Below are 19,060 nucleotides of genomic sequence, written 5' to 3'. Positions count from 1 at the left end.
GTAATGGTGTTAGTTTAACATAGAGGATGGCCCATTATGGTTATAGATAGGAAAACAGAGGGAAGCTTAATAGAAGAGGAAGGTGAATGCGATGTTTGAATTATGCCAACGTGCAGCGGATTGGATGCAAGGTTATGAAGGCAAATGGCTGATTGCCGGAGGATGGGCCATTGATCTTCATATCGGAGAGGTGACCCGGGAGCACCACGACATTGAAGTAGCGGTTTTCAGAGAAGATCAGCGGGAATTGCAACGTCTGTTCCAAGGTTGGACGGTTAAGGTGGCGAAAGAGAAGGAATTGGTCGAATGGGACTTAATGGAACATTTAGCACAACCGCTCCATGAAATCCATGTCAACCACGAGGAGGATCATTTGGAAATATTGCTGAATGAGCGGAAGGGGCGTTATTGGCAATTCCGCCGTAACCATGATATCACTTACCCGTTGTCTCATATGCATTTGCGCTCGGAACAAGGTTTTCCTTATTTGAATCCGGAGATAGTCCTGTTATATAAAGCGAAAGCGACTAGTGATAAAGATGAAGCGGATTTTCAAAACGTTTTCCCGTTTTTGAATGAACGGCAAAAGGAATGGTTGAAACAGGCTTTAATCCAATGCTATCCCCAACACAGATGGCTGGAACAACTCTTATATTAATGCTATTTATGTTAGGCCATGGAAAAATCCCCAGTTTCAATGGCGCTAAGCACGGAAATAGTTACTAGATACTTTAATAGAAATGAGTGTACGCGCTATGAACACAAATACAATATTTTTAAAAGTAAGAGACACATTTTGGTTTTTGCCAGCCGTCTATAGTGTTATTTCTCTGTTTGCTGTCTTTCTTGTTACAGCAATCGATTTCTGGATGATTCCATCGATCAAGAGCGCTGTTCCGTCTATACTATTAACGAATACCAATATCGCCAAATCACTGTATAGTGCGCTGATCACCTCCATTTTAACGATGACCACGATCAGCTTTTCGACCATAATGGTGGTATTGACAACATATTCGACCCAGTTTTCTCCAAGGACCCTGCAGGACTTTATGAAAAGCCGTCTCACGCAGCATGTCATGGGGGTTTACTCCTTTGGATTCATATTTTCCTTATTGAACTTGCTTTTGTTGAACAATGGGAAAGAAAAAGGTTTACTGACACCGTTCTTCACCGTGATGGTGGCGATTGCGTGTCTAGCTTTTTTTGTGCTCTTTATTCACCACTCTTCACGATTTGTCCAAGTCAATAATTTAATAGGCAAAATTCGTAAGAGTACATCCAACATGATCAACCAGACCTTTTCAAACAAGAAGGAGCACGAAGCAAGTGATTGGGATGAACAGGAACTTGATAATATGAAAGCGCCAGATTATGGGACGATTTATGCTTCCCAGTCAGGTTATATGCAGAACGTGGAAATGAATCCACTGATTAACTGGGCCAAGCAGCATAATGTATTGCTTGAGGCGAACTTTCAAATAGGGGACTACATTCAAAAAAGTATGCCGTTATTTAAATTTTGGAAGCAGGAAGAGTCAGACTTCGATGAAAATGAATGTAACTTTTACGTGATGATCGGCAATGAGCGGACTGACTTGAAGGATATTGAATTTTCAATTCAAAAACTTGTTGAAATATCAGTTAAAGCTATTTCCCCAAGCATCAACGATCCACATACTGCAGCCAATTGCATCAATCGGATCGGTTCATTATTAGCGGAGCTTGGAGAAAGGTACGAGCCGATACGCTACTATTCAGATGATGAGGGGGCCCTCCGTTTCATCATGGAACCCAAATCCTATCAAGAGTATCTTTACAAGAGCTTCTACCAAATCCGGACGTACGGCAGCCATGACTTGTCAGTAATTAACGGTGTAATGGAAGCCTTATATAAGATTTCCGTGGTGAATAAACAGAATGTGAAAGACGATGTGTGGCGGTTTGCCATTTATATGGACAAAGTCGTAGATGAAGACTCGTTAGATGAACTGGATCATGAGCATTACCGCCATCAAATCGACAAACTGAAGCAAGCGTGCAATAAATCGTAACGGCCACTCGTGAGTATAGCTACTTCCTGATGACGCATAATAAACGATATGATTGATTGACATCAGGAAGGAGCACACTCATGAAAAAGGTTACGCTTGTGTTTTGGATTACGCTGGCTATTACGTTAATGGCTGTGATCTGGGGGTCGTTCGCCCCGGATAACTTTGAATCGTTGACAAGTGATATTCAAATGTTTATTTCCGTCAATTTTGGCTGGTATTATCTTGTCATCGTTGCACTGTTTGTAATTTTTTGTCTTTATATGATTGTCAGCCCATATGGAAAAATTAAATTAGGAAAACGAGAGGATAAGCCTGAATATTCTTATCCGACTTGGCTGTCTATGCTGTTCAGTGCGGGAATGGGAATTGGACTTGTCTTTTGGGGCGCTGCCGAGCCGATTTTTCACTACGCCTCGAACCCCCCGACAGCTGAACCTGAAACAGTGGCTGCATTGCAAGAAGCCATGCAATTCACCTTTTTCCACTGGGGTGTTCATGCCTGGGGAATCTACGCTATTGTCGCCATGGTCCTGGCCTATTTTAAATTCCGCAAAGGAGCACCGGGGCTGATCAGCGCAACTCTGGAGCCGCTATTTGGAAAAGCTATGCGTGGTCCGTGGGGAGTCGTGGTTGATGTTATCGCTGTGTTCGCCACGGTTGTAGGTGTGGCGACAACGCTCGGGTTCGGTGCCTCGCAAATCAATGGCGGGCTTTCCTATTTAACAAATGTCGACAATTCGTTCAGTGTCCAGTTGATTATTATTGCAATTGTGACGGTTCTATTCATGATGTCGGCGTATACCGGGCTTAGCCGCGGCATCAAGTGGCTAAGCAACACGAATATGATTCTGGCTGTCGTGCTGTTTGCACTCATGCTGATTGTCGGACCAACGCTGTATATTATGAATATTTTTACCGACAGCATTGGAGCATATATACAAAATTTACCGTCCATGAGTTTTCGGCTAGCGCCGAATAATGATGAAAATCAAGCATGGATCAATAACTGGACTGTCTTTTACTGGGCCTGGTGGATTTCCTGGTCACCATTTGTCGGGATATTTATCGCCCGTGTCTCAAAAGGAAGGACGATTCGAGAATTTCTTACAGGCGTATTGCTCGTGCCGACAGTAGTGGGCTTCCTTTGGTTTTCGACCTTTGGGATGTCAGCCATCAACCTCCAGCAGAATAATACAGCTGATATTGCCGGTTTGGCGACGGAGCAAGCTTTGTTTGGTACATTTGATTACTACCCACTGACCATCATCATGTCGATCCTGGCGATGTTGTTGATCAGCACATTCTTTATTACGTCGGCCGACTCAGCAACGTTTGTGCTGGGGATGCAGACCACAGGCGGCTCGCTGAACCCGCCGAAAATGGTCAAGTTTGCATGGGGGATCCTGCAATCAGCAACAGCTGCGGTGTTGCTGTATACGGGTGGCCTTCAAGCCTTGCAAAACGCCCTCATCTCAGCAGCGTTCCCATTCTCCATTATCATGGTCATGATGGTGATTTCCTTTTATAAAACCTTGCAGAAGGACAAAGCCATTATAGAAAAGGAAAAAAACGAAAATAAAACGACAGCTTAAATTACAACAGCCCGTTCAACAATTGAGCGGGCTGTTTTGGGTAAGAGTGGAGACGGTTATAGGGAGTTGCAGCAGGAATACACAAAGAGTCGATATCGGGAGTTAAAGAAGATTTGTTTTAGCGGGTAATCAGTCAAGGGGGGACGAGGACTTTAATTTGCTGAAAAAATGCCTGCCTTCTTCATTTGAAAAATTGAAAAAGGCAGGCATTTTTTGTTTTTATACCAACACTTACGTTTAATTGTAATTCTCTCCTTTAGAGACTTCACTAAGAATGTTTCCAGCGATTTGGCTGGCTTTCTTTGCTCCTAAGTCGCCTAAAGAGACAACGCCTTGGACCTCTCCATTTTCTATGACTAATAAACGCTTAATCTGATGTTCTTGCATTAACTGAGCAGCTTCTTCCACGTCCATTTGGGGGTAGCCTGAGATAATATTTTCGGTCATAATATCAGAAGCCTTTACATTTTCAGCTTTGCCCTTCGCTAAGCCTTTTACGACAATATCTCGATCTGTAACCACTCTCGTATATTTATGGTTATCGATAATGGGGAGTAAGCCTACGTCTTCAATCTTTCATTTGTTTCGAAAAGTGGTCAAATCGTCAGAAGGATTACTTCCTTCGATCCGCTTTCTGGTCCTTTTTCACCAGTCTTGAACTTGTTATCTCCCATGTTTACCCACCTCCAAAATTATTTTAGAAAAGGGTTTAACCTTATCTATATTTCATCAATACCCGTACTGTTTTAAAAGGTAAACCTAACAAAACTACTGTAATATAATTATAAATATAAACGTGTTTATGCGGGCTTTAAGTGTGACTACAGAATTGGACTTGTTTTCGCGGAGCATTGAGTAACTCCTCAGGTTGAAATAACTGATAAATTAGGGTTAAAGGCAATTTTTAACATTTTTTTTGGCAGGAACTTGAATATATTAAAATCTCCCTTCATACTATATGACGTTCGTAAGGTTTGCGTCTGACATTTATGGGAATAGCGTGTAAGGATGCGCATACAAAGGAAAAACCGACTAGGTCAAAAATATGCTTCTTTCAAATGGGGGAAGTTTGGTAAAATGATTAAGATCCTCAGATATTGAATAGAGAAGGGAAACGATGACTCATGTGGGAATGGAAGAATATATATCGCGGTTTGATGATGGGAGCGAGTGATGTCATCCCTGGTGTAAGCGGAGGGACGATCGCCGTTGTCCTCGGCATCTATGACCGTTTGATTGAAGCAGTAAACGGCATATTCAGTAAAGATTGGAAGAAACATCTATCATTTATGATCCCGCTCGTGCTCGGTATAGGTCTATCGATTCTATTATTAAGCAACGTCATTGATTGGTTATTTGAACATTATCCGGGGCCGACTAAATTCTTTTTCCTGGGGTTGATCGTCGGTGTCTTGCCGTATTTAACACATAAAGCGGACATGAAGCATAACTTTGTCACCCGGCATTACGTCTTACTCTTGATAGGGGCAGTCCTGGTGGCTTCTATGGTGATTTTCCAAACTTCAGAGTCCGAAGCGATGCAGAACTTAAACATGCCGGATTACATATCGTTATTTTTTGGTGGATTCGTTGCCAGCAGTGCTATGGTCCTCCCGGGCATCAGTGGGTCGTTCATGCTGCTGATAATGGGTATGTATACGACCATCATTGATGGGATATCAAATTTCAAGTTTGATATTATCATGATAGTGGGATTGGGCATCCTTTGTGGCATTGTGGTGATGAGCAAAGTTGTGAAGTTTTTCCTGGATCGCTACACCTCTGGGACATATGCCGTAATCATCGGACTCGTCATTGGTTCTGTGGTGGTGGTTTTCCCGGGTCTTCCAAGCACCCCGGGGCTATTAGCTGCCAGTGTCGCAACGTGTTTGGGTGGTTTAGGAACGGCGTGGCTGCTCGGTCGATTTGAGTATAAATAAGCACATTACACGACAAAGACAATGTGCAGCCATTATGATAGAGCATGGATATAATTATGGAGAAAGGATGACGAAGATGGAGTCAATTAAAAGTGTGAATCATTTTAACGATGTCATTGGTGGAGATCAGCCAGTCATCGTGAAGTTCCAAGCAGATTGGTGTCCAGACTGCCGTCGGATGGAAATGTTTATTGGAGATATATTAGAGGAATACAGCAAGTATGATTGGTTTGATGTGAACCGTGATGAATTGCCTGAGCTTGGTGAAAAATATGAGGTGATGGGGATTCCGAGTCTGCTCGTTTTTCAAAATGGTGAAAAGATCGCCCATCTTCACAGTGCCGAAGCTAAAACGCCGGAAGAAGTTCAGCAATTTCTGGCATCAAACCTTTAAAGTCAACCAAGTCCACATAACTTCTTATGTGGGCTTGTTTACATCAAGAGGAGGAATGACCAATGACAAAACGGGTCCTTTTAGTCGGTGGGGGACATGCTCACCTGCAAGTTATCAAGTCGTATTACGAAGAACGAGAGGACCAACTTCAGATTTGTCTTATATCATCCTCCCGCTACCAATACTACTCTGGCATGTTTTCCGGTTATACAGAAGGGCTGTATAACCTAGATGATATTCGTATTGACTTAAAGGATTTCTGTGAAAAAGCGAACACTAACTTTATCGAAAAGAACGCCAGTTGCGTCCACCCTGATCAACAAAAATTGATTTGTGAGGATGGGTCCGTTTATCCGTTCGACCTTATCAGTTTTGATATCGGTTCGGTGAATGTACCACCGAAACGTCACGGCACCCCAGCAGATAAGGCCATTAAACCGAACCATAATTTTGCCGATCAGATCGAGACACTTCGTGAACAACGCCAGCCTTTGATTGTCGGGGGAGGCGCAACGGGAGCCGAGCTCGCTTTGTCCATACAAGCCTGGAAACGCCGCAATGGTCGGAAGGGGAACGTAAGACTGGTCAGTTCGGAAGGCCTTTTGCCTGACGAACCTAAGCACACCTCTGCTAAACTGTTGAAAATGATGCGAAAATACGGGATCGAAGTATGGAATGGTGAACGTGTAGAGTCTGTGTATGAGGATCATGTTATCACCAATAATCGAAATAAGATCAGACATACAGAAGTTCTCTGGCTTGGAGGCGCAATAGCCCCGCCTCTGTTTTATGAGTCAGGCCTGCCGACGGATGCAGAAGGGTTTGCCTTAGTCGAAAACACATTACAGCTCAAAGGCCATGAACACGTGTTTGCTGCTGGGGATTGCGCCACGATGGAAGAATACCCCGATCTGTCAAAAAGCGGGGTTTATGCTGTCAAACAGGGTTTAGTCTTGTGGCAGAACATTAAGCACGCTGTTCATAAAGAAACCCTTGAGGTATATCAGCCCCAAAAGAAAGCCCTCTATATCTTATCGACCGGGTACCAAAGAGGGTTTATGATCTACGGTGCATTATGCTATCACAGTAAACAGGCGTGGAAATTAAAGAATAAAATAGATCGGGAATTTATGAATCGGTTTAAAGTAGAATGACCAACCCCAAAAATAGATCTAGCATAAAGGACACGCTCCGAGTAGAAAACCTCAGAGCGTGTCCTTTATTTTAATGGCTCTGATAAAGTTTAGTGGTGATATTATAACGAACTCAAACTTTCAATAAGAAGAAAAATACCAGTACAACTCAAAAGGATATATGTAAATATTCTAAAAATCCGTTGATTAAGCCATTTGAAAATAACTTGACCTATAAATAAACCGAGAAACACTATTGGAATTGCATAAAGACTTAATTCCCATATTATTTTATTAGTTCCAGTAAAGATTATTTGAGTTATTAGACTAATGAAATATATAAACAGATAAAAAGCTAATGTTGTTGCTCTCAACTTACCTTTTTCAGTATCAGTTCCTGTAAAGTAAAGCAATAACGGAGGTCCTGGCATACCGATACTTGTCGTTAAAAGCCCTGATAACCCACCCACTATGTAATCCCTAGATTTTGTTGGTTCAACCTTAAAATTGCATATCAGTAGCATTGTTAATATTAAGAGAAGGATGCTAACTACTAATTTAAAGATGCTAATGTTAATGGAAATAAAGAATAAAATACCAAAAGGGACACCAACTATACTTGCTAAAGTAATTCTTTTTAGTAGTATAAAATCAATGTCCATTCTTAATTTCCAAATTACTGATATTGAGATAATTAAAGATAAAATTATGTTTATTTGTATAGCCTCTTGTGGTTGGAATAACAACAGCAAGAAAGGTGTCGCCATTATGGAAAAACCGAAACCTGTACTTGTCTGTAGTACTGAGGCTACTAATATAATACATATAAAAATTAATTCAGTTCCCAAAACAGACCTCCTAGTTATCAAATTGAATTAGTATTTTTTTATCGCTATGATACCTACCCAATCTAATTCAATTATCCTGCTCCGTTAGTTAAAAAAGCGTTCGTATATATTGAACAATTGCCCCTTTATTTGAAGGCTCAGTTTCGAGACTTTTGTGTATGCGGATGCTGGATGGGAAAAAGGATCGCTTTCCGTGGGCATGGGGTGAGCTTACTCAGGCTACGCCTTGCGGGATCTCACCGTTTTCCCATCCACCATACAATCATAATGTGCTCGAAACGACCTTCCGTAACAGGAAGCTTTGACTGAAAAAGCTTTCATACTCGTGATTATATGTGCTATCGGTTCCCTATAGGCTGATGCGCAACCAAATGATTTCGAGAAGCCTATATGGCAAGGGCCGTTGGGGAAGGGTGAGACTCCCGCGGAAGAAGGAGCAAGGCAAGACCCCGGAAGGCGAAGCCTGAGGAGGCTTGCCAGTTCCCCCGCAGGAAAGCGAATCCTTCCCCAACGGCCCTACACTCCCACAAACATCTCGAAATCAAGTCTTCCACAATCCTGCCCTTTAATATCAACAGCAATCTTTTACAGAGGCATTTTAATAAAACGATTCTCCTACCGTTTGATTAAAGCAACCTGTTAGAGGTTCAACCATTGTTTCACTTTGTTACGCATGAGAAACCCAACGAGCAATAATGCGATGAAGAGGCTAATCGCGATGATCATTAAGTTCCAATTTCCACTGGATAAACTTGAACCAAGAAAGCTATAGGCAAACGTTCCGGGAATCATACCGAAGAAAGTCGCCGCTAAAAATGCCGGCAGGCGAACGCGGGTGGTTCCGGCTGAATAGCTAAGGAGGTCAAAGCTGACGATCGGAATGAGGCGAAGAATAAAAACATAGAGAAAACCGCGTTCGCTAATCCGATGATAAATGGTGTCTGCCCATTTGAAGTGCTGGAATTGCAGCACGGAATCCCCAAAGAACCGCCCCATCACATAACCGGTGATAGCGGCACCGGAGGCCCCAAGGAGGATATAAGGCATGCCCGGCCAAATGCCATAAGCGTAGGCTGCCGCCAATGATAGAACGGAGGTCGGAAAGACGACCAGAGGGCCGATGGCATACACCCCAATAAACAGAAGCGGCCCCCATAAGCCAAAAGACAAAACAAAGCTTCTGATCTCTTGGGGCGTGATGTCTAAACGGCTTCGAATAAGCCAAACAATCCCGATGAATAGGATAAGGAAGGCCGCGGCTCGCATGATACGCGTCCGATTCATTCAGAGTACCTCGCTTTTGAAAAGGTTTGAATGTGCTCGCGCGGGACGTTGATCCGAATCTCTTCTCCTGGGCTCACGTGGAGCGGAATCGGCAGCACAATGCGTTCGTGAATGTGAGGAAGATATAAGTGCCCGAGCCGCTGGCCGTGATGATACGTGATATGGTCGGCCGTTCCGCTTAACGAGAGGACGGAATCAGCCGGCGTTTCTGTTGTTACATAGCAAGCTTTCAACGGAGCATAACGGTCGTCATCCAAAATGATATGGCTGCCTAGGAAACGAGCCACATAAGGATTGGCTGGATACTCATGAATCTGGTCAGGCTTGCCTATTTGTTGGAAGGTCCCTTCGTGAAAAACAGCAACGCGGTCTCCCATCAGCAAAGCTTCCTCATGGTCGTGGGTAACGAACACAGCTGTGATGCCTTTGGTTTTCAGCAAGTTTCTCACCCAGTACCTTAACCCGTGTCGTAACGTGGGATCCAGACTGCTGAAAGGTTCATCCAAAAGCAGGAGGGAGGGCTCAATGGCGAGGGACCGGGCTAGCGCGACACGTTGTTTTTGTCCTCCTGATAACTCAAACGGGTAAGCCGTTTCATACCCGGCAAGGTCAACTGAGCGTAGTAAATCTTCTGTTTTAGCGTGGCTGTGGGTCTTATTCAACTTCGCCCCGTAGGAAATATTTTCCCACACATTCATATGAGGGAATAATAACGGCTGCTGGAAAACGAAGCTGATGGCTCTATGGTGCGCTTTATGCCGAGTGACATCCTTTCCGTTCAGGATAATACGTCCCTGAGACAGCCCTTCCAGTCCCGCAATGGTGCGCAGAAGTGTCGTTTTGCCACTTCCTGAGGGACCGACGATGCTGAGCACCTCATCTTGATGAACGTGGAAGGAAAGGTCGTGGAATATCGTATTGGAAGCGAATTGTTTCTCAGCCTGTGTCAATTCAAGGGTATGTGGGTTCATATGTGTTTCCTCCAACGTTTACCGTGATAAGGCAGGTATGATAAAAAGGTTTCTGCCAGGATATACATAATCAGGGGGACCAGGGCGAACCAGAGTGAAAAAGCGGCCAGCACAGACGTATCGGCTGTATCCAAGAAAGGAAAAAACACTAAAGCCAGGGTTAACACTTCACCGCCGCCAATGATAGCTGTGATGGCGTATTGGCTAAGGCTGATGACAATGACTAAGAACACCAGGCTGCGAATGGCGGGTTTCAGCAAAGGAAGTTCGATGGTCAGAAGTTTCTTGACAGGGCTTGCTCCGAGAATTTCTGATTGCTCAAGCCACAGACGTCCGATTTGGTGGTAACCATTTGTCATGATTCTGATGCTGTAGGGCAGGGTCGGAATCAAGTGGATGATGGCAATTCCGACCCAAGTCCCGGCCAAATCTAAGCGAATCATCGCCAAATGGGCCCCCATAGCTAACAGAATGATAGGTATTAAAATTGGAGCGAGAAAAAGAGTTTCCAAGACGGATTTGCCTTTGAAATCATACAATGCGAGTGCCTTTCCTGTCATTCCCCCAACGATCAGATTAACCAGGACCACGAGACTCCCAATCAACATAGACCAGTATGTGGCCTCCCAGAGCCTCGGTTCATTCAAAAGCGTGTGCCAGCCGTTCACGGACAATGAGGAATCCCCGGCGACGTCACACTTTTGAATATCAAAAGGCCAATCGGTCCGATGAATAGGAGCATAGCGACAGCTCGGAATAACAGCTTTGGCATGTTAATGTGCCTCATCATGATTGTCCTTTCGTCATGAGCCATCTTCTTTTATTAAGGAAGAGATAGCCGATCAATGTCACGAATAGAATGATCATACTGAACAGAGCCATGGCGGCAAATGCCAAATGACGCTCGTCCCAGTCACTGCTGTAAAACCATTGATAGCTTAAGACCGAGACCATTTCGGGAAACGTTGTTCCTAGTAATGCAGGCACCTCATAAGCAGTTAACGTAAACGAGAAAATAATGAGGGATGTCTCGAAAAGCGTCGGAAGTATGTTCGGCCATTCCACGGTCTTGAATTGTTGGAATCGCCCTCCGCCTACCGTGGCCACTACGTCTTTCAACTCGTTCGACATCGTGGCGTAAACAGGGTAGAGCATTAAAATAACGAACGGGACTTCCTTCCAGACATACGTCAGAATAATACCGATGCCGTGCTGGTCACGGGTAAGGACCGGAAATGCCTCCGAACTGATCCAACCCCATTGCTCCAATAACTGAGCGGCCACTCCCGTTTCAGATACGATTAAAATGACGACATATCCCCATACAAAATGCGGAAAGAGCATCGGGAGCCAAACCGTCAGGCGGTGAGCGTATGTCGTTAAACTTGCATAACACCATCTTGTAATCAAAAAGCCGATTGTGTCAGCCAGGATCGTAGCAACGAGTGATGTTCTTAAACTGAATCCCAGTGAAGCGAGAAACCGCTCGGAATGAAAGAGGTCCGAATAGTAGGCGAGTGTCGGTGAATCCTCAAAACCGAAGCTTTCACCAACTCCGGCTACCCATGCGTAAAAAGGAAGCACGAGGAATAAGAGTCCAGGTGCTAATAATATAAGGTAAGGTTTAGTTTTGAGCGATTTCATTAAACCATTGCTCCTTGATCCAATCCACGTAAGCGGCGTCTGATTCCGGCAAGAAGCTTGTCTCCAATTTTTCCTGAGGCAGCACACTCTCACCACGTTTCACGTTTTTAAACGCTTCTCGTTGCTCGGGATCTAGTTGGTCCAGTTGAATCGGCGTGTTTTCTCCCCAGGGTGAAGGCTGCAATTTTTCAAGTTGAGCTTCAGGACTCAGCATGAAGTTAATGGCTGTCATAGCACCCGCCATATTGGTGCTGTTATACGGTATCGATAGAAAATGCGTGTTGCCGATCGATCCCGGTTTCATCACAAACGAACGTGTGGAATCAGGAAAGACCCCATCTTCAATCAACGATTCTGCCCGCGCCTCATTATACCCCATGGTTATCCACACCTCACCTTCGCTGTAAAGCCGGTCAAGTTCTGTCAGTGAATTAGGATAATGATTACCCTCGCGCCACAGATCGGGTTTGATATCGGATAAGTAATTCCATGTTCCTTCGGCGGCAGGTGCTATTTGTTCTTTGTCTAACGGCTGATTGTAAATGTCGGCAGGTTCGCTGGCGTGTTTATAGAGGAGGTGCCGAACAAAGGCGTTACCGGTAAAACTTTGCGGATTGGGATAGGTGAAACGGCCAGGGTGTTCATGAATCCACGCTTTTAACTCCTTAAACGATTCCGGAGGGGAATCAACTTTTGTTTGATTGTAGTGGAAAACGAATTGAACCTTTCCCCACGGGGCCTCCATTCCTTCGACACTGGTTCCGAAATCTGTTTGTAGGGCATCTGAATCCGTATCATAATAGGGATTGAAGTTAGGAAGCTTTTCTGTGAAAGACCCTGCTAACAGACCGTTTTCCTTGGCTTTTTTAAAATTTTCTCCGTTAATCCAAACGATATCGACACTGCCCTCTTCTTGGTCAGCGCGCTTTTCATTATTTAATTTCTGCAAAATTTCCGGGGTGTCCAAAGGGATGCGCTTCAACGTTATGTTGTATTGTTGCTTGAGTTTGGGAGTCACCCACTCATCGATATACGTATTGATCCCCTCGTCGCCACCCCACATATAGAAATTCACCGTGGAGCTCTCAGCCTCTTCTGTGATTTTATTCCATGGTTGGTCGAGCAAAGCGGATAATCTATCATCAGAGGGGGACTGTGTTTGGTCACTGTTGCAGGCTGCAAGAATAAATAAGCATGATAATAGCATAGTATGGGTGATTGTTTTCATAATGCCTCCTAAGCTGAATAGGCTTCGTTGTTTGTGTTCTCCAATGAACACCATCATCGTTCCATCAGTAAAGCCATTCTGTATAACTTTCATGAAGCTTTGCTTTAACGTTGTCCTCATTCAATTCGTTGTGATTGGCATGAGCGGGATTCCAAATTAACATGCTTACCTCCTAGACGGTTCGATGTGCTATCATTATTGATAACATGAATCGATTAGTCAAGCAGATTGCAAAGCGATGTACCTTTGCGGCTGAGAAAAGGAGGAAGTACGATGGTATCCATGAGAAAAGAAGAAAAAGAACACGTGATCACGAATATTCAAACATACTTCGAGCTTGAAAGAGGGGAGCAGCTGGGGGAGTTGGGCGCTGATCAACTGTTGGATTTTTTCATGAAAGAGTTGGAGCCTTACATACACAATAAAGCTGTTCATGAAGCGCGTCAGATGGTGGAACAAAAGGTGATGAATTTAGACGAAGACTTGTTGGCTTTAGAGAAACCATATAATAGAAGATGAGAATTCTCACCAAAATGCCGAACTGATTTCAGCGAAATCGTTCGGCATTTTGATATTTCATTCAGCTTTCTTTGACATAAGAGTGTCTTTCTTAGGGCTAATCATCGCCTTTGACACGCAATAGTCTGAGTCCATTCAACGTGACAAGCAAGGTCGCGCCCATATCCGCCACAATAGCGATCCAGAGCGTGAGCCAACCCGGAATGACGAGCAGGAGAGCAATGAGTTTAATGATAAGCGCAAAGCTGATGTTTTGTTTAATATTCCCAAGCGTTTTTCGACTTAATTTCACGGTGAAAGGGAGCTTGCTTAAGTCATCTCCCATCAGCGCAATATCCGCTGTTTCTAAAGCGGTATCGGTCCCGGCACCGCCCATCGCAATGCCCACATTGGAGGCAGCCAGTGCAGGCGCGTCGTTAACGCCATCACCGATCATGGCGACACTGCCGTATTGCTGGTGATAGTGTTTAATATAATCACGTTTTTCATGAGGGAGAAGTTCAGCCTCATATCGGGAAACGCCCGTTTCTTGCGCCATTTGTTCGGCCGTCTTAGCGTGATCCCCTGTGAGCATAATGGTGTGTTTGATTCCAAGCTGGTGAAGCCTGTGCACAATGGCCTTGCTATCGTCGCGAACCGTATCTTTGACCGCGATGAGTGCTTCAATGTGATCCCCGCTAACAGCCATCATGACGGTTTTTCCTTCCGAGCGCCATTGATCTACCCTAGATGCTGCGTCGTGAGGTAAGGTAGCGGACATGTCATCGACAGCTCCAATAAAATACGGCTTTTGCTCAATGCTTGCCTTAATCCCTTTGCCGGTTACAGATTGTAAGTCGTGGACGGACAACTGCTCAGCTGCGTCCATCACACCTTCTTGGGCTGCTTTTTCAAGAATGGCTGAGGCTAAGGGATGGTGCGATTTTGTCTCTAAAGCTGCCATCCAGGTCAACGTTTGCTTTGCATTGTTGGAGTGAATAAGCTGCAGGTCAGTGACCTCAGGATAGCCTTTGGTCAGAGTCCCTGTTTTGTCAAAGGCAAGCGATTGAATTTTTCCCATCTCCTCAAGATAGACGCCTCCTTTAACTAAAACGCCTTGTTTGGCAGCGTTGCCGATTGCCGTCACAATGGAAACCGGTGTTGAAATGACGAGGGCACAAGGACATCCGACGACAAGGACGGCAAGCCCCTGATAAACCCATGTGGACCAAACGGCGCCGAAAAATAACGGCGGGACCACCGCTATCGCCAAAGCTGCGATCATAATAGCCGGGGTATAGTAGGTGGCGAAGCGATCGACAAAGTGCTGGGAGGGGGCTTTTTCAGCCTGGGCCTCTTCTACGAGATGAATGATTTTTGCAAGTGTCGTATCTTCGGAAGTTTTGGTTACATAAACTTCAAGAAAGCCTTCCTTATTCAACGTCCCAGCAAATACGTTATCTTCCACGCGCTTTTCCACCGGTATCGCTTCGCCGGTAATGGCCGCTTCTTCGATAGCAGAATGTCCGTTTAATATATATCCATCCATGGCGACTTTCTGACCTGGTTTAACTAACAGCACATCGCCTACTTGAATGTCTTTGGTTGGGATCATAAACTCTTTCCCTGAACGTCTCACCCATGCTTCATCTGGGGTGAGTGCCATTAAGGATTGAATCGAGTAGCGAGCTTTATCCATGGAGTACGATTCCAGGGCTTCACTGATGGCAAATAAGAGCACCACCACAGCTGCTTCGCCCCATTCTCCGATGTTGACAGCGCCGATGATGGCAATGGTCATCAATGTTTTCATATCAAATTGTAAATGGCGGATGTTTGTCAGCCCTGTGATGAATAAGGATGTTCCGCCGACAACGACAGCGGCCAGGAAGAGGAGAATGGTCAGATAGGATTCCCCAACGGTAAGATGGGAGGCAAATCCAGCCAGCACTAGGAAAAGCGTGAACCATTCCTGCCGGTACGCTTGCCAAATTGATTGCTTGTTCTCACCCGGCGTGAAGGAATGTTCGGGTGTCACTTTCAAATTTTCAAATGAGCCTGCTTTTTCTAAATCGGAAATAGATGCTTCCCCGTGGACGGTCACTTTTGATGCGCCGAAGTTCACAGTTGCATCTTCAACGCCATCAATTCGCTTAATGTTTTTTTCAAACGTGCTAGCGCAGTTTGCACATGTAAACCCCTGCACGCGGTAGGTTTCTTTAGATGCTTGTGACATGCTCCTTCATCTCCTTGTGGTGGGTGACGGCAAGTTCAACGAGTTGCCTCACGTGGTCATCGTCTAACGAATAGTAGGCAAGTTTACCTTCTTTTCGATATTTGGCCAGTCCCATCTTCTTTAAGTGGCGTAAATGATGAGAGGCGGTCGCATTCGACCCTTCTACAATATTGGCTACATCACAGACGCACAGCTCTGCTTCCATCGCAAGAGCGTAAGCAATCTTCAATCGTGTCGGATCAGCCAGGGCTTTGAAAATCATCCCCACATCCGGTATAGAATGATCGGTTATTTCAGATTTTATTCGATCGACTTTATCGCGGTGAATACAGGTAACATCACAATTATCCTTTGCCATATCAAGCACCCGCTTTCATTCAAATGATTGTTTGTATATAGTATATGCAAACAATCATTTGAATGTCAATGCAAGTATCAAATGGACCACCACACTAAACCTAAAAAATGCCCCAAATAGCTTTGCAATCCAGAGCCTTATAAAAAACGTGTCTATTTATGAGAATTTTAATGCTAGAAGGACGAGTCCGCTTACCAGCTAGGCTCGCAAAAAGCGTTTATTGGGAGACTTTCCAATTGAGGGTACTATTGATTTAATTGATATGCTAAGGTATATTATCCTATACTGGTAAGTACAGGCAGGGTATCTCCTCTCAAGTTGATTTGGTCGTTGATTGGTACCTTGTCTCTTTTTTTGTCTCTATTTCTATACCTCTTTAGTAATATAGGAAGGATATAAAATTGTGAGGATGAAATTTATGGATGATTTAATAAAGATTTTAGTCATTGAAGACGATAGTGATATTAATCGCTTACTGTGTAATATCATTAACAAAAACGGATATTCTTCCAAGGCTGCCTATTCAGGAAGTGAGGCAGCCATTTATTTAGAAAATCAAAAATGGGACATGATTCTGTTGGATCTTATGCTTCCCGGATTATCGGGGGAACAGATCTTATTGAATTTAAATCAAGCGAGCCATGTTCCTGTCATTATTATTTCTGCAAAGCAGGAAATGCAAACAAAAGTTGACAGCTTGAGAACGGGAGCGGATGACTATATTACAAAGCCTTTTGATGTGGAGGAAGTTTCTGCCAGAATTGATTCTTGTTTAAGACGATATCGAAGAAAGGATGCGCATGGCTCGCATCAGTTTCGTCACAAAAACCTTGTATTGGATGCTGACCTTAAGACAGCGACGGTGAATGGGAATGAATTGAAATTAACAGTAAGGGAATATGAAATTTTGTTATTACTCATTTCCTCTCCCAAAAAGGTTTTCACAAAAGCCAATTTATTCGAGAGCGTTTGGAATGAAAATTTCTATGGCGATGATAATACGATTAATGTCCATATGAGTAATCTAAGAAGTAAGCTTCTAAAGTCCGACCCGGAGGAAGAGTATATTGAAACAGTCTGGGGCATGGGCTATAAACTTAAATCTTAAGGTTTTCTTAAGGATGATCTTAAGCATTTCTTATGTTTTCCTCCTTAAAGTATGAAGTGAGTCAAAAATAAAGGTGAAAGTGTAAGGATAGGGGGAAAACGAGATGGATGACTATGTACTTCAAACAAATCAGTTGTCAAAGAAATACCAGGATAACATGGCGCTTGATAAAGTGAACGTGTCTATTAAGCAGGGACAGATATACGGCTTTATTGGACAAAATGGAGCGGGAAAATCCACCTTGATCCGGCTGATATGTGGTCTTGCCAAACCCACCACTGGCAAAATCGAGTTATTCGGAAAGAGCAATGAACACAATTTGATTCAAGCTCGAAAAAGGATCGGTACGATTATTGAGGGGCCGGCCTTATATCCAAATATGACGGCCGCCGAAAACCTGGAAGCACACCGTCTCTTAAAAGGGATACCTGGGGAAGACTGTATAGAAAAAACACTTACACTTGTCGGCTTAGATGATACAGGAAAGAAGAAAGCCAAAAATTTTTCACTGGGAATGAAGCAACGTTTAGGTATTGCTATTGCTTTATTAGGTGATCCAGAGTTCCTTATTCTTGATGAGCCTATTAATGGATTAGATCCGATGGGAGTAGTGGAAATACGGGGGTTATTAAAAAAACTCAATCAAGAATATGGTATTACCATCTTAATTTCAAGTCACATATTGAGTGAACTTCATTTATTAGCAACGCATTACGGCATTATTCATAATGGGAAACTAATCGAGCAAATGTCACTTAAAGAGCTAAATGATAAATGTCAGCAATATCTGCATATCAAAGTAAACGACCCGAACAAAGCAGCTACTATCATAGAAAACCATTTTAATACGAAAGATTTTGAAGTAATGCCGAATGGGTCGATTAAATTGTTTGATTTTGTAGATGTTCCAGGTGAAGTTTCGCAGACGCTCACAAATCAACAGTTGGTTATTAAGGAATTCATGCCGATGGGGGAAGATTTAGAAACGTACTTTTCAAAACGGATCGGGGGCGCCTCCAATGGGTAACCTGATCAAATCAGAATGGTTTAAATTAACAAGAGACCGATCATTTCGTGTATTAACAGGGCTTTTGATCGCCGTCGCAATACTGTTTCCTCTTCTTGAGTTTGATGGAGGAGATCTCGGTCTGCCTCCTGTTAAAGATTACTATTTGAATAATGTGCTTAGCGTCCATGCAGACATCGTAAAGCTGATTCCAAGTATTCTTGCCGGGTTCTTCATTACGAGCGAATATTCGATTGGGACGATGAAAAGCATCGCCTCATCAGGAAATAGTAGATTAAGAATTTATTTTGCCAAATTGACCATATTTTCTGTTGGGGCAATCGTGATCTCTTTAATCCTTCCTATTTTCATGACTGGTGCCAGTGCTGTTTATTTTGGTTTTAACGACATGCCAGAATGGGCTTTCTACTTTCAGACGGTAGGGTTGATTGCGCTTTATGGAGCTGCTTTTGCCTCCATCATGGCTATTTTCGCGACGCTATTTTCCGATAGTGGGAAGACAATAGGATTTTTACTATTATTATTCTTAATGGTGGATTGGCCACTGCAAGTGCTGGCAGCTAAGGTACCATTTTTCGAACCCATCATTAGTCATTCTGTGTTTGTGTTAATTTATGATATTGTGAACGTCAGTAAGCTGGAGAATAATGACGTCGTTATGATGGTAGTCATTCCTGTGTTGACATACCTGGCAGCTGGAGTAATAGGGAGCCTCATTTTCCAACGGAAAGAAATAAAGTAA

General features: G+C 43.8%; 19 protein-coding genes. 10 read left to right on the top strand and 9 right to left on the bottom strand.

The genetic code is table 11. The features are described from left to right. The first annotated feature begins 91 nt into the window (after positions 1 to 91). The 3 genes from HOP45_RS15145 to HOP45_RS15135 all read left to right on the top strand — a co-directional run bounded on the left by HOP45_RS15145 (position 92) and on the right by HOP45_RS15135 (position 3,649). Positions 92 to 658, top strand: a complete 567-nt coding sequence (locus HOP45_RS15145) for a nucleotidyltransferase domain-containing protein (RefSeq protein ID WP_181350219.1) — start codon at positions 92 to 94, stop codon at positions 656 to 658. Positions 659 to 755: 97 nt separating this feature from the next. Further along, entirely contained in the window at positions 756 to 2,054 is a 1,299-nt protein-coding gene (locus HOP45_RS15140) for a DUF2254 domain-containing protein (RefSeq protein WP_181350218.1), read from the top strand. 80 nt (positions 2,055 to 2,134) lie between these two features. Further along, positions 2,135 to 3,649, top strand: a complete 1,515-nt coding sequence (locus tag HOP45_RS15135; RefSeq protein ID WP_181350217.1) for a glycine betaine uptake BCCT transporter — start codon at positions 2,135 to 2,137, stop codon at positions 3,647 to 3,649. Between the two features lie 237 nt (positions 3,650 to 3,886). Here the strand turns inward: HOP45_RS15135 and HOP45_RS20765 are convergent, their stop codons facing one another. Then, a complete protein-coding gene (locus tag HOP45_RS20765) occupies positions 3,887 to 4,171 on the bottom strand; it encodes a CBS domain-containing protein (protein WP_370458046.1) in 285 nt (94 codons plus the stop codon). A 602-nt stretch (positions 4,172 to 4,773) separates the two neighbouring features. Here HOP45_RS20765 and HOP45_RS15125 point away from each other — a divergent pair. The 3 genes from HOP45_RS15125 (at position 4,774) to HOP45_RS15115 (ending at position 7,137) form a co-directional block, all read left to right on the top strand. Beyond that, the gene (locus HOP45_RS15125) at positions 4,774 to 5,589 is read left to right on the top strand and encodes a DUF368 domain-containing protein (protein WP_181350216.1); all 816 of its coding nucleotides are present in this window, start codon (positions 4,774 to 4,776) and stop codon (positions 5,587 to 5,589) included. Between the two features lie 76 nt (positions 5,590 to 5,665). Beyond that, positions 5,666 to 5,983 carry a thioredoxin family protein gene (locus HOP45_RS15120; protein ID WP_181350215.1) on the top strand — a complete coding sequence of 106 codons (318 nt, stop codon included), beginning with the start codon at positions 5,666 to 5,668 and terminating at the stop codon, positions 5,981 to 5,983. Positions 5,984 to 6,045: 62 nt separating this feature from the next. Beyond that, complete coding sequence (locus HOP45_RS15115; RefSeq protein WP_181350214.1) at positions 6,046 to 7,137, top strand: NAD(P)/FAD-dependent oxidoreductase; 1,092 nt, start codon at positions 6,046 to 6,048, stop codon at positions 7,135 to 7,137. 101 nt (positions 7,138 to 7,238) lie between these two features. Here the strand turns inward: HOP45_RS15115 and HOP45_RS15110 are convergent, their stop codons facing one another. From HOP45_RS15110 to HOP45_RS15085, 6 genes are all read right to left on the bottom strand, one after another. Then, positions 7,239 to 7,964 carry a sulfite exporter TauE/SafE family protein gene (locus HOP45_RS15110; protein WP_181350213.1) on the bottom strand — a complete coding sequence of 242 codons (726 nt, stop codon included), beginning with the start codon at positions 7,962 to 7,964 and terminating at the stop codon, positions 7,239 to 7,241. A 639-nt stretch (positions 7,965 to 8,603) separates the two neighbouring features. Further along, positions 8,604 to 9,248, bottom strand: a complete 645-nt coding sequence (locus HOP45_RS15105) for a TVP38/TMEM64 family protein (protein WP_181350212.1) — start codon at positions 9,246 to 9,248, stop codon at positions 8,604 to 8,606. Further along, positions 9,245 to 10,219, bottom strand: coding sequence for an ABC transporter ATP-binding protein (locus tag HOP45_RS15100; protein WP_181350211.1), 975 nt, complete (start codon positions 10,217 to 10,219; stop codon positions 9,245 to 9,247). The genes HOP45_RS15105 and HOP45_RS15100 overlap by 4 nt, the downstream gene beginning before the upstream one ends. Then, a complete protein-coding gene (locus HOP45_RS15095; protein ID WP_255437686.1) occupies positions 10,216 to 10,827 on the bottom strand; it encodes an ABC transporter permease in 612 nt (203 codons plus the stop codon). Before HOP45_RS15095 ends, HOP45_RS15100 begins: the two co-directional genes overlap by 4 nt. A gap of 178 nt (positions 10,828 to 11,005) precedes the next feature. Then, positions 11,006 to 11,863, bottom strand: coding sequence for an ABC transporter permease subunit (locus HOP45_RS15090; protein WP_181350210.1), 858 nt, complete (start codon positions 11,861 to 11,863; stop codon positions 11,006 to 11,008). Next, positions 11,844 to 13,091, bottom strand: coding sequence for an ABC transporter substrate-binding protein (locus tag HOP45_RS15085; RefSeq protein WP_181350209.1), 1,248 nt, complete (start codon positions 13,089 to 13,091; stop codon positions 11,844 to 11,846). Before HOP45_RS15085 ends, HOP45_RS15090 begins: the two co-directional genes overlap by 20 nt. A 273-nt stretch (positions 13,092 to 13,364) precedes the next feature. On the opposite strand from HOP45_RS15085, the gene HOP45_RS15080 reads away from it, so the two are divergent. Then, complete coding sequence (locus HOP45_RS15080) at positions 13,365 to 13,610, top strand: DUF2164 domain-containing protein (RefSeq protein ID WP_181350208.1); 246 nt, start codon at positions 13,365 to 13,367, stop codon at positions 13,608 to 13,610. Positions 13,611 to 13,707: 97 nt separating this feature from the next. On the opposite strand, the gene HOP45_RS15075 is transcribed toward HOP45_RS15080, so the two are convergent. Further along, on the bottom strand, positions 13,708 to 15,825 hold the full coding sequence (locus tag HOP45_RS15075; protein ID WP_181350207.1) for a heavy metal translocating P-type ATPase: 2,118 nt from the start codon (positions 15,823 to 15,825) through the stop codon (positions 13,708 to 13,710). Next, a complete protein-coding gene (locus HOP45_RS15070) occupies positions 15,809 to 16,183 on the bottom strand; it encodes an ArsR/SmtB family transcription factor (RefSeq protein ID WP_181350206.1) in 375 nt (124 codons plus the stop codon). The genes HOP45_RS15075 and HOP45_RS15070 overlap by 17 nt, the downstream gene beginning before the upstream one ends. 418 nt (positions 16,184 to 16,601) lie before the next feature. Between HOP45_RS15070 and HOP45_RS15065 the strand changes: the two genes are divergently transcribed. From HOP45_RS15065 to HOP45_RS15055, 3 genes are all read left to right on the top strand, one after another. Beyond that, positions 16,602 to 17,291 (top strand): response regulator transcription factor, encoded by a 690-nt coding sequence (locus tag HOP45_RS15065; protein WP_181350205.1) that lies wholly within the window; start codon positions 16,602 to 16,604, stop codon positions 17,289 to 17,291. 103 nt (positions 17,292 to 17,394) lie between these two features. Further along, positions 17,395 to 18,318, top strand: coding sequence for an ABC transporter ATP-binding protein (locus HOP45_RS15060; RefSeq protein ID WP_181350204.1), 924 nt, complete (start codon positions 17,395 to 17,397; stop codon positions 18,316 to 18,318). Then, positions 18,311 to 19,060, top strand: a complete 750-nt coding sequence (locus tag HOP45_RS15055; RefSeq protein ID WP_181350203.1) for an ABC transporter permease — start codon at positions 18,311 to 18,313, stop codon at positions 19,058 to 19,060. Before HOP45_RS15060 ends, HOP45_RS15055 begins: the two co-directional genes overlap by 8 nt.

This window comes from Thalassobacillus sp. CUG 92003 (assembly GCF_013618635.1).
Lineage (GTDB): Bacteria > Bacillota > Bacilli > Bacillales > Halobacillaceae > CUG-92003.
Note: the sequence above shows the minus strand (reverse complement) of the source record. Positions and strands in the feature narration are given on the sequence as shown.

What these genes read in the sequence shown, in the direction of transcription:
- HOP45_RS15060 (WP_181350204.1), top strand. Translation starts at nt 17,395, where the DNA reads ATGGATGACTATGTACTTCAAACAAATCAGTTGTCAAAGAAATACCAG.
- HOP45_RS15120 (WP_181350215.1), top strand. Translation starts at nt 5,666, where the DNA reads ATGGAGTCAATTAAAAGTGTGAATCATTTTAACGATGTCATTGGTGGA.
- HOP45_RS15065 (WP_181350205.1), top strand. Translation starts at nt 16,602, where the DNA reads ATGGATGATTTAATAAAGATTTTAGTCATTGAAGACGATAGTGATATT.
- HOP45_RS15095 (WP_255437686.1), bottom strand. Translation starts at nt 10,827, where the DNA reads ATGTTGATTGGGAGTCTCGTGGTCCTGGTTAATCTGATCGTTGGGGGA.
- HOP45_RS15100 (WP_181350211.1), bottom strand. Translation starts at nt 10,219, where the DNA reads ATGAACCCACATACCCTTGAATTGACACAGGCTGAGAAACAATTCGCT.
- HOP45_RS15135 (WP_181350217.1), top strand. Translation starts at nt 2,135, where the DNA reads ATGAAAAAGGTTACGCTTGTGTTTTGGATTACGCTGGCTATTACGTTA.
- HOP45_RS15145 (WP_181350219.1), top strand. Translation starts at nt 92, where the DNA reads ATGTTTGAATTATGCCAACGTGCAGCGGATTGGATGCAAGGTTATGAA.
- HOP45_RS15085 (WP_181350209.1), bottom strand. Translation starts at nt 13,091, where the DNA reads ATGAAAACAATCACCCATACTATGCTATTATCATGCTTATTTATTCTT.
- HOP45_RS15055 (WP_181350203.1), top strand. Translation starts at nt 18,311, where the DNA reads ATGGGTAACCTGATCAAATCAGAATGGTTTAAATTAACAAGAGACCGA.
- HOP45_RS15080 (WP_181350208.1), top strand. Translation starts at nt 13,365, where the DNA reads ATGGTATCCATGAGAAAAGAAGAAAAAGAACACGTGATCACGAATATT.
- HOP45_RS15115 (WP_181350214.1), top strand. Translation starts at nt 6,046, where the DNA reads ATGACAAAACGGGTCCTTTTAGTCGGTGGGGGACATGCTCACCTGCAA.
- HOP45_RS15105 (WP_181350212.1), bottom strand. Translation starts at nt 9,248, where the DNA reads ATGAATCGGACGCGTATCATGCGAGCCGCGGCCTTCCTTATCCTATTC.
- HOP45_RS15075 (WP_181350207.1), bottom strand. Translation starts at nt 15,825, where the DNA reads ATGTCACAAGCATCTAAAGAAACCTACCGCGTGCAGGGGTTTACATGT.
- HOP45_RS15140 (WP_181350218.1), top strand. Translation starts at nt 756, where the DNA reads ATGAACACAAATACAATATTTTTAAAAGTAAGAGACACATTTTGGTTT.
- HOP45_RS15090 (WP_181350210.1), bottom strand. Translation starts at nt 11,863, where the DNA reads ATGAAATCGCTCAAAACTAAACCTTACCTTATATTATTAGCACCTGGA.
- HOP45_RS15125 (WP_181350216.1), top strand. Translation starts at nt 4,774, where the DNA reads ATGTGGGAATGGAAGAATATATATCGCGGTTTGATGATGGGAGCGAGT.
- HOP45_RS15070 (WP_181350206.1), bottom strand. Translation starts at nt 16,183, where the DNA reads ATGGCAAAGGATAATTGTGATGTTACCTGTATTCACCGCGATAAAGTC.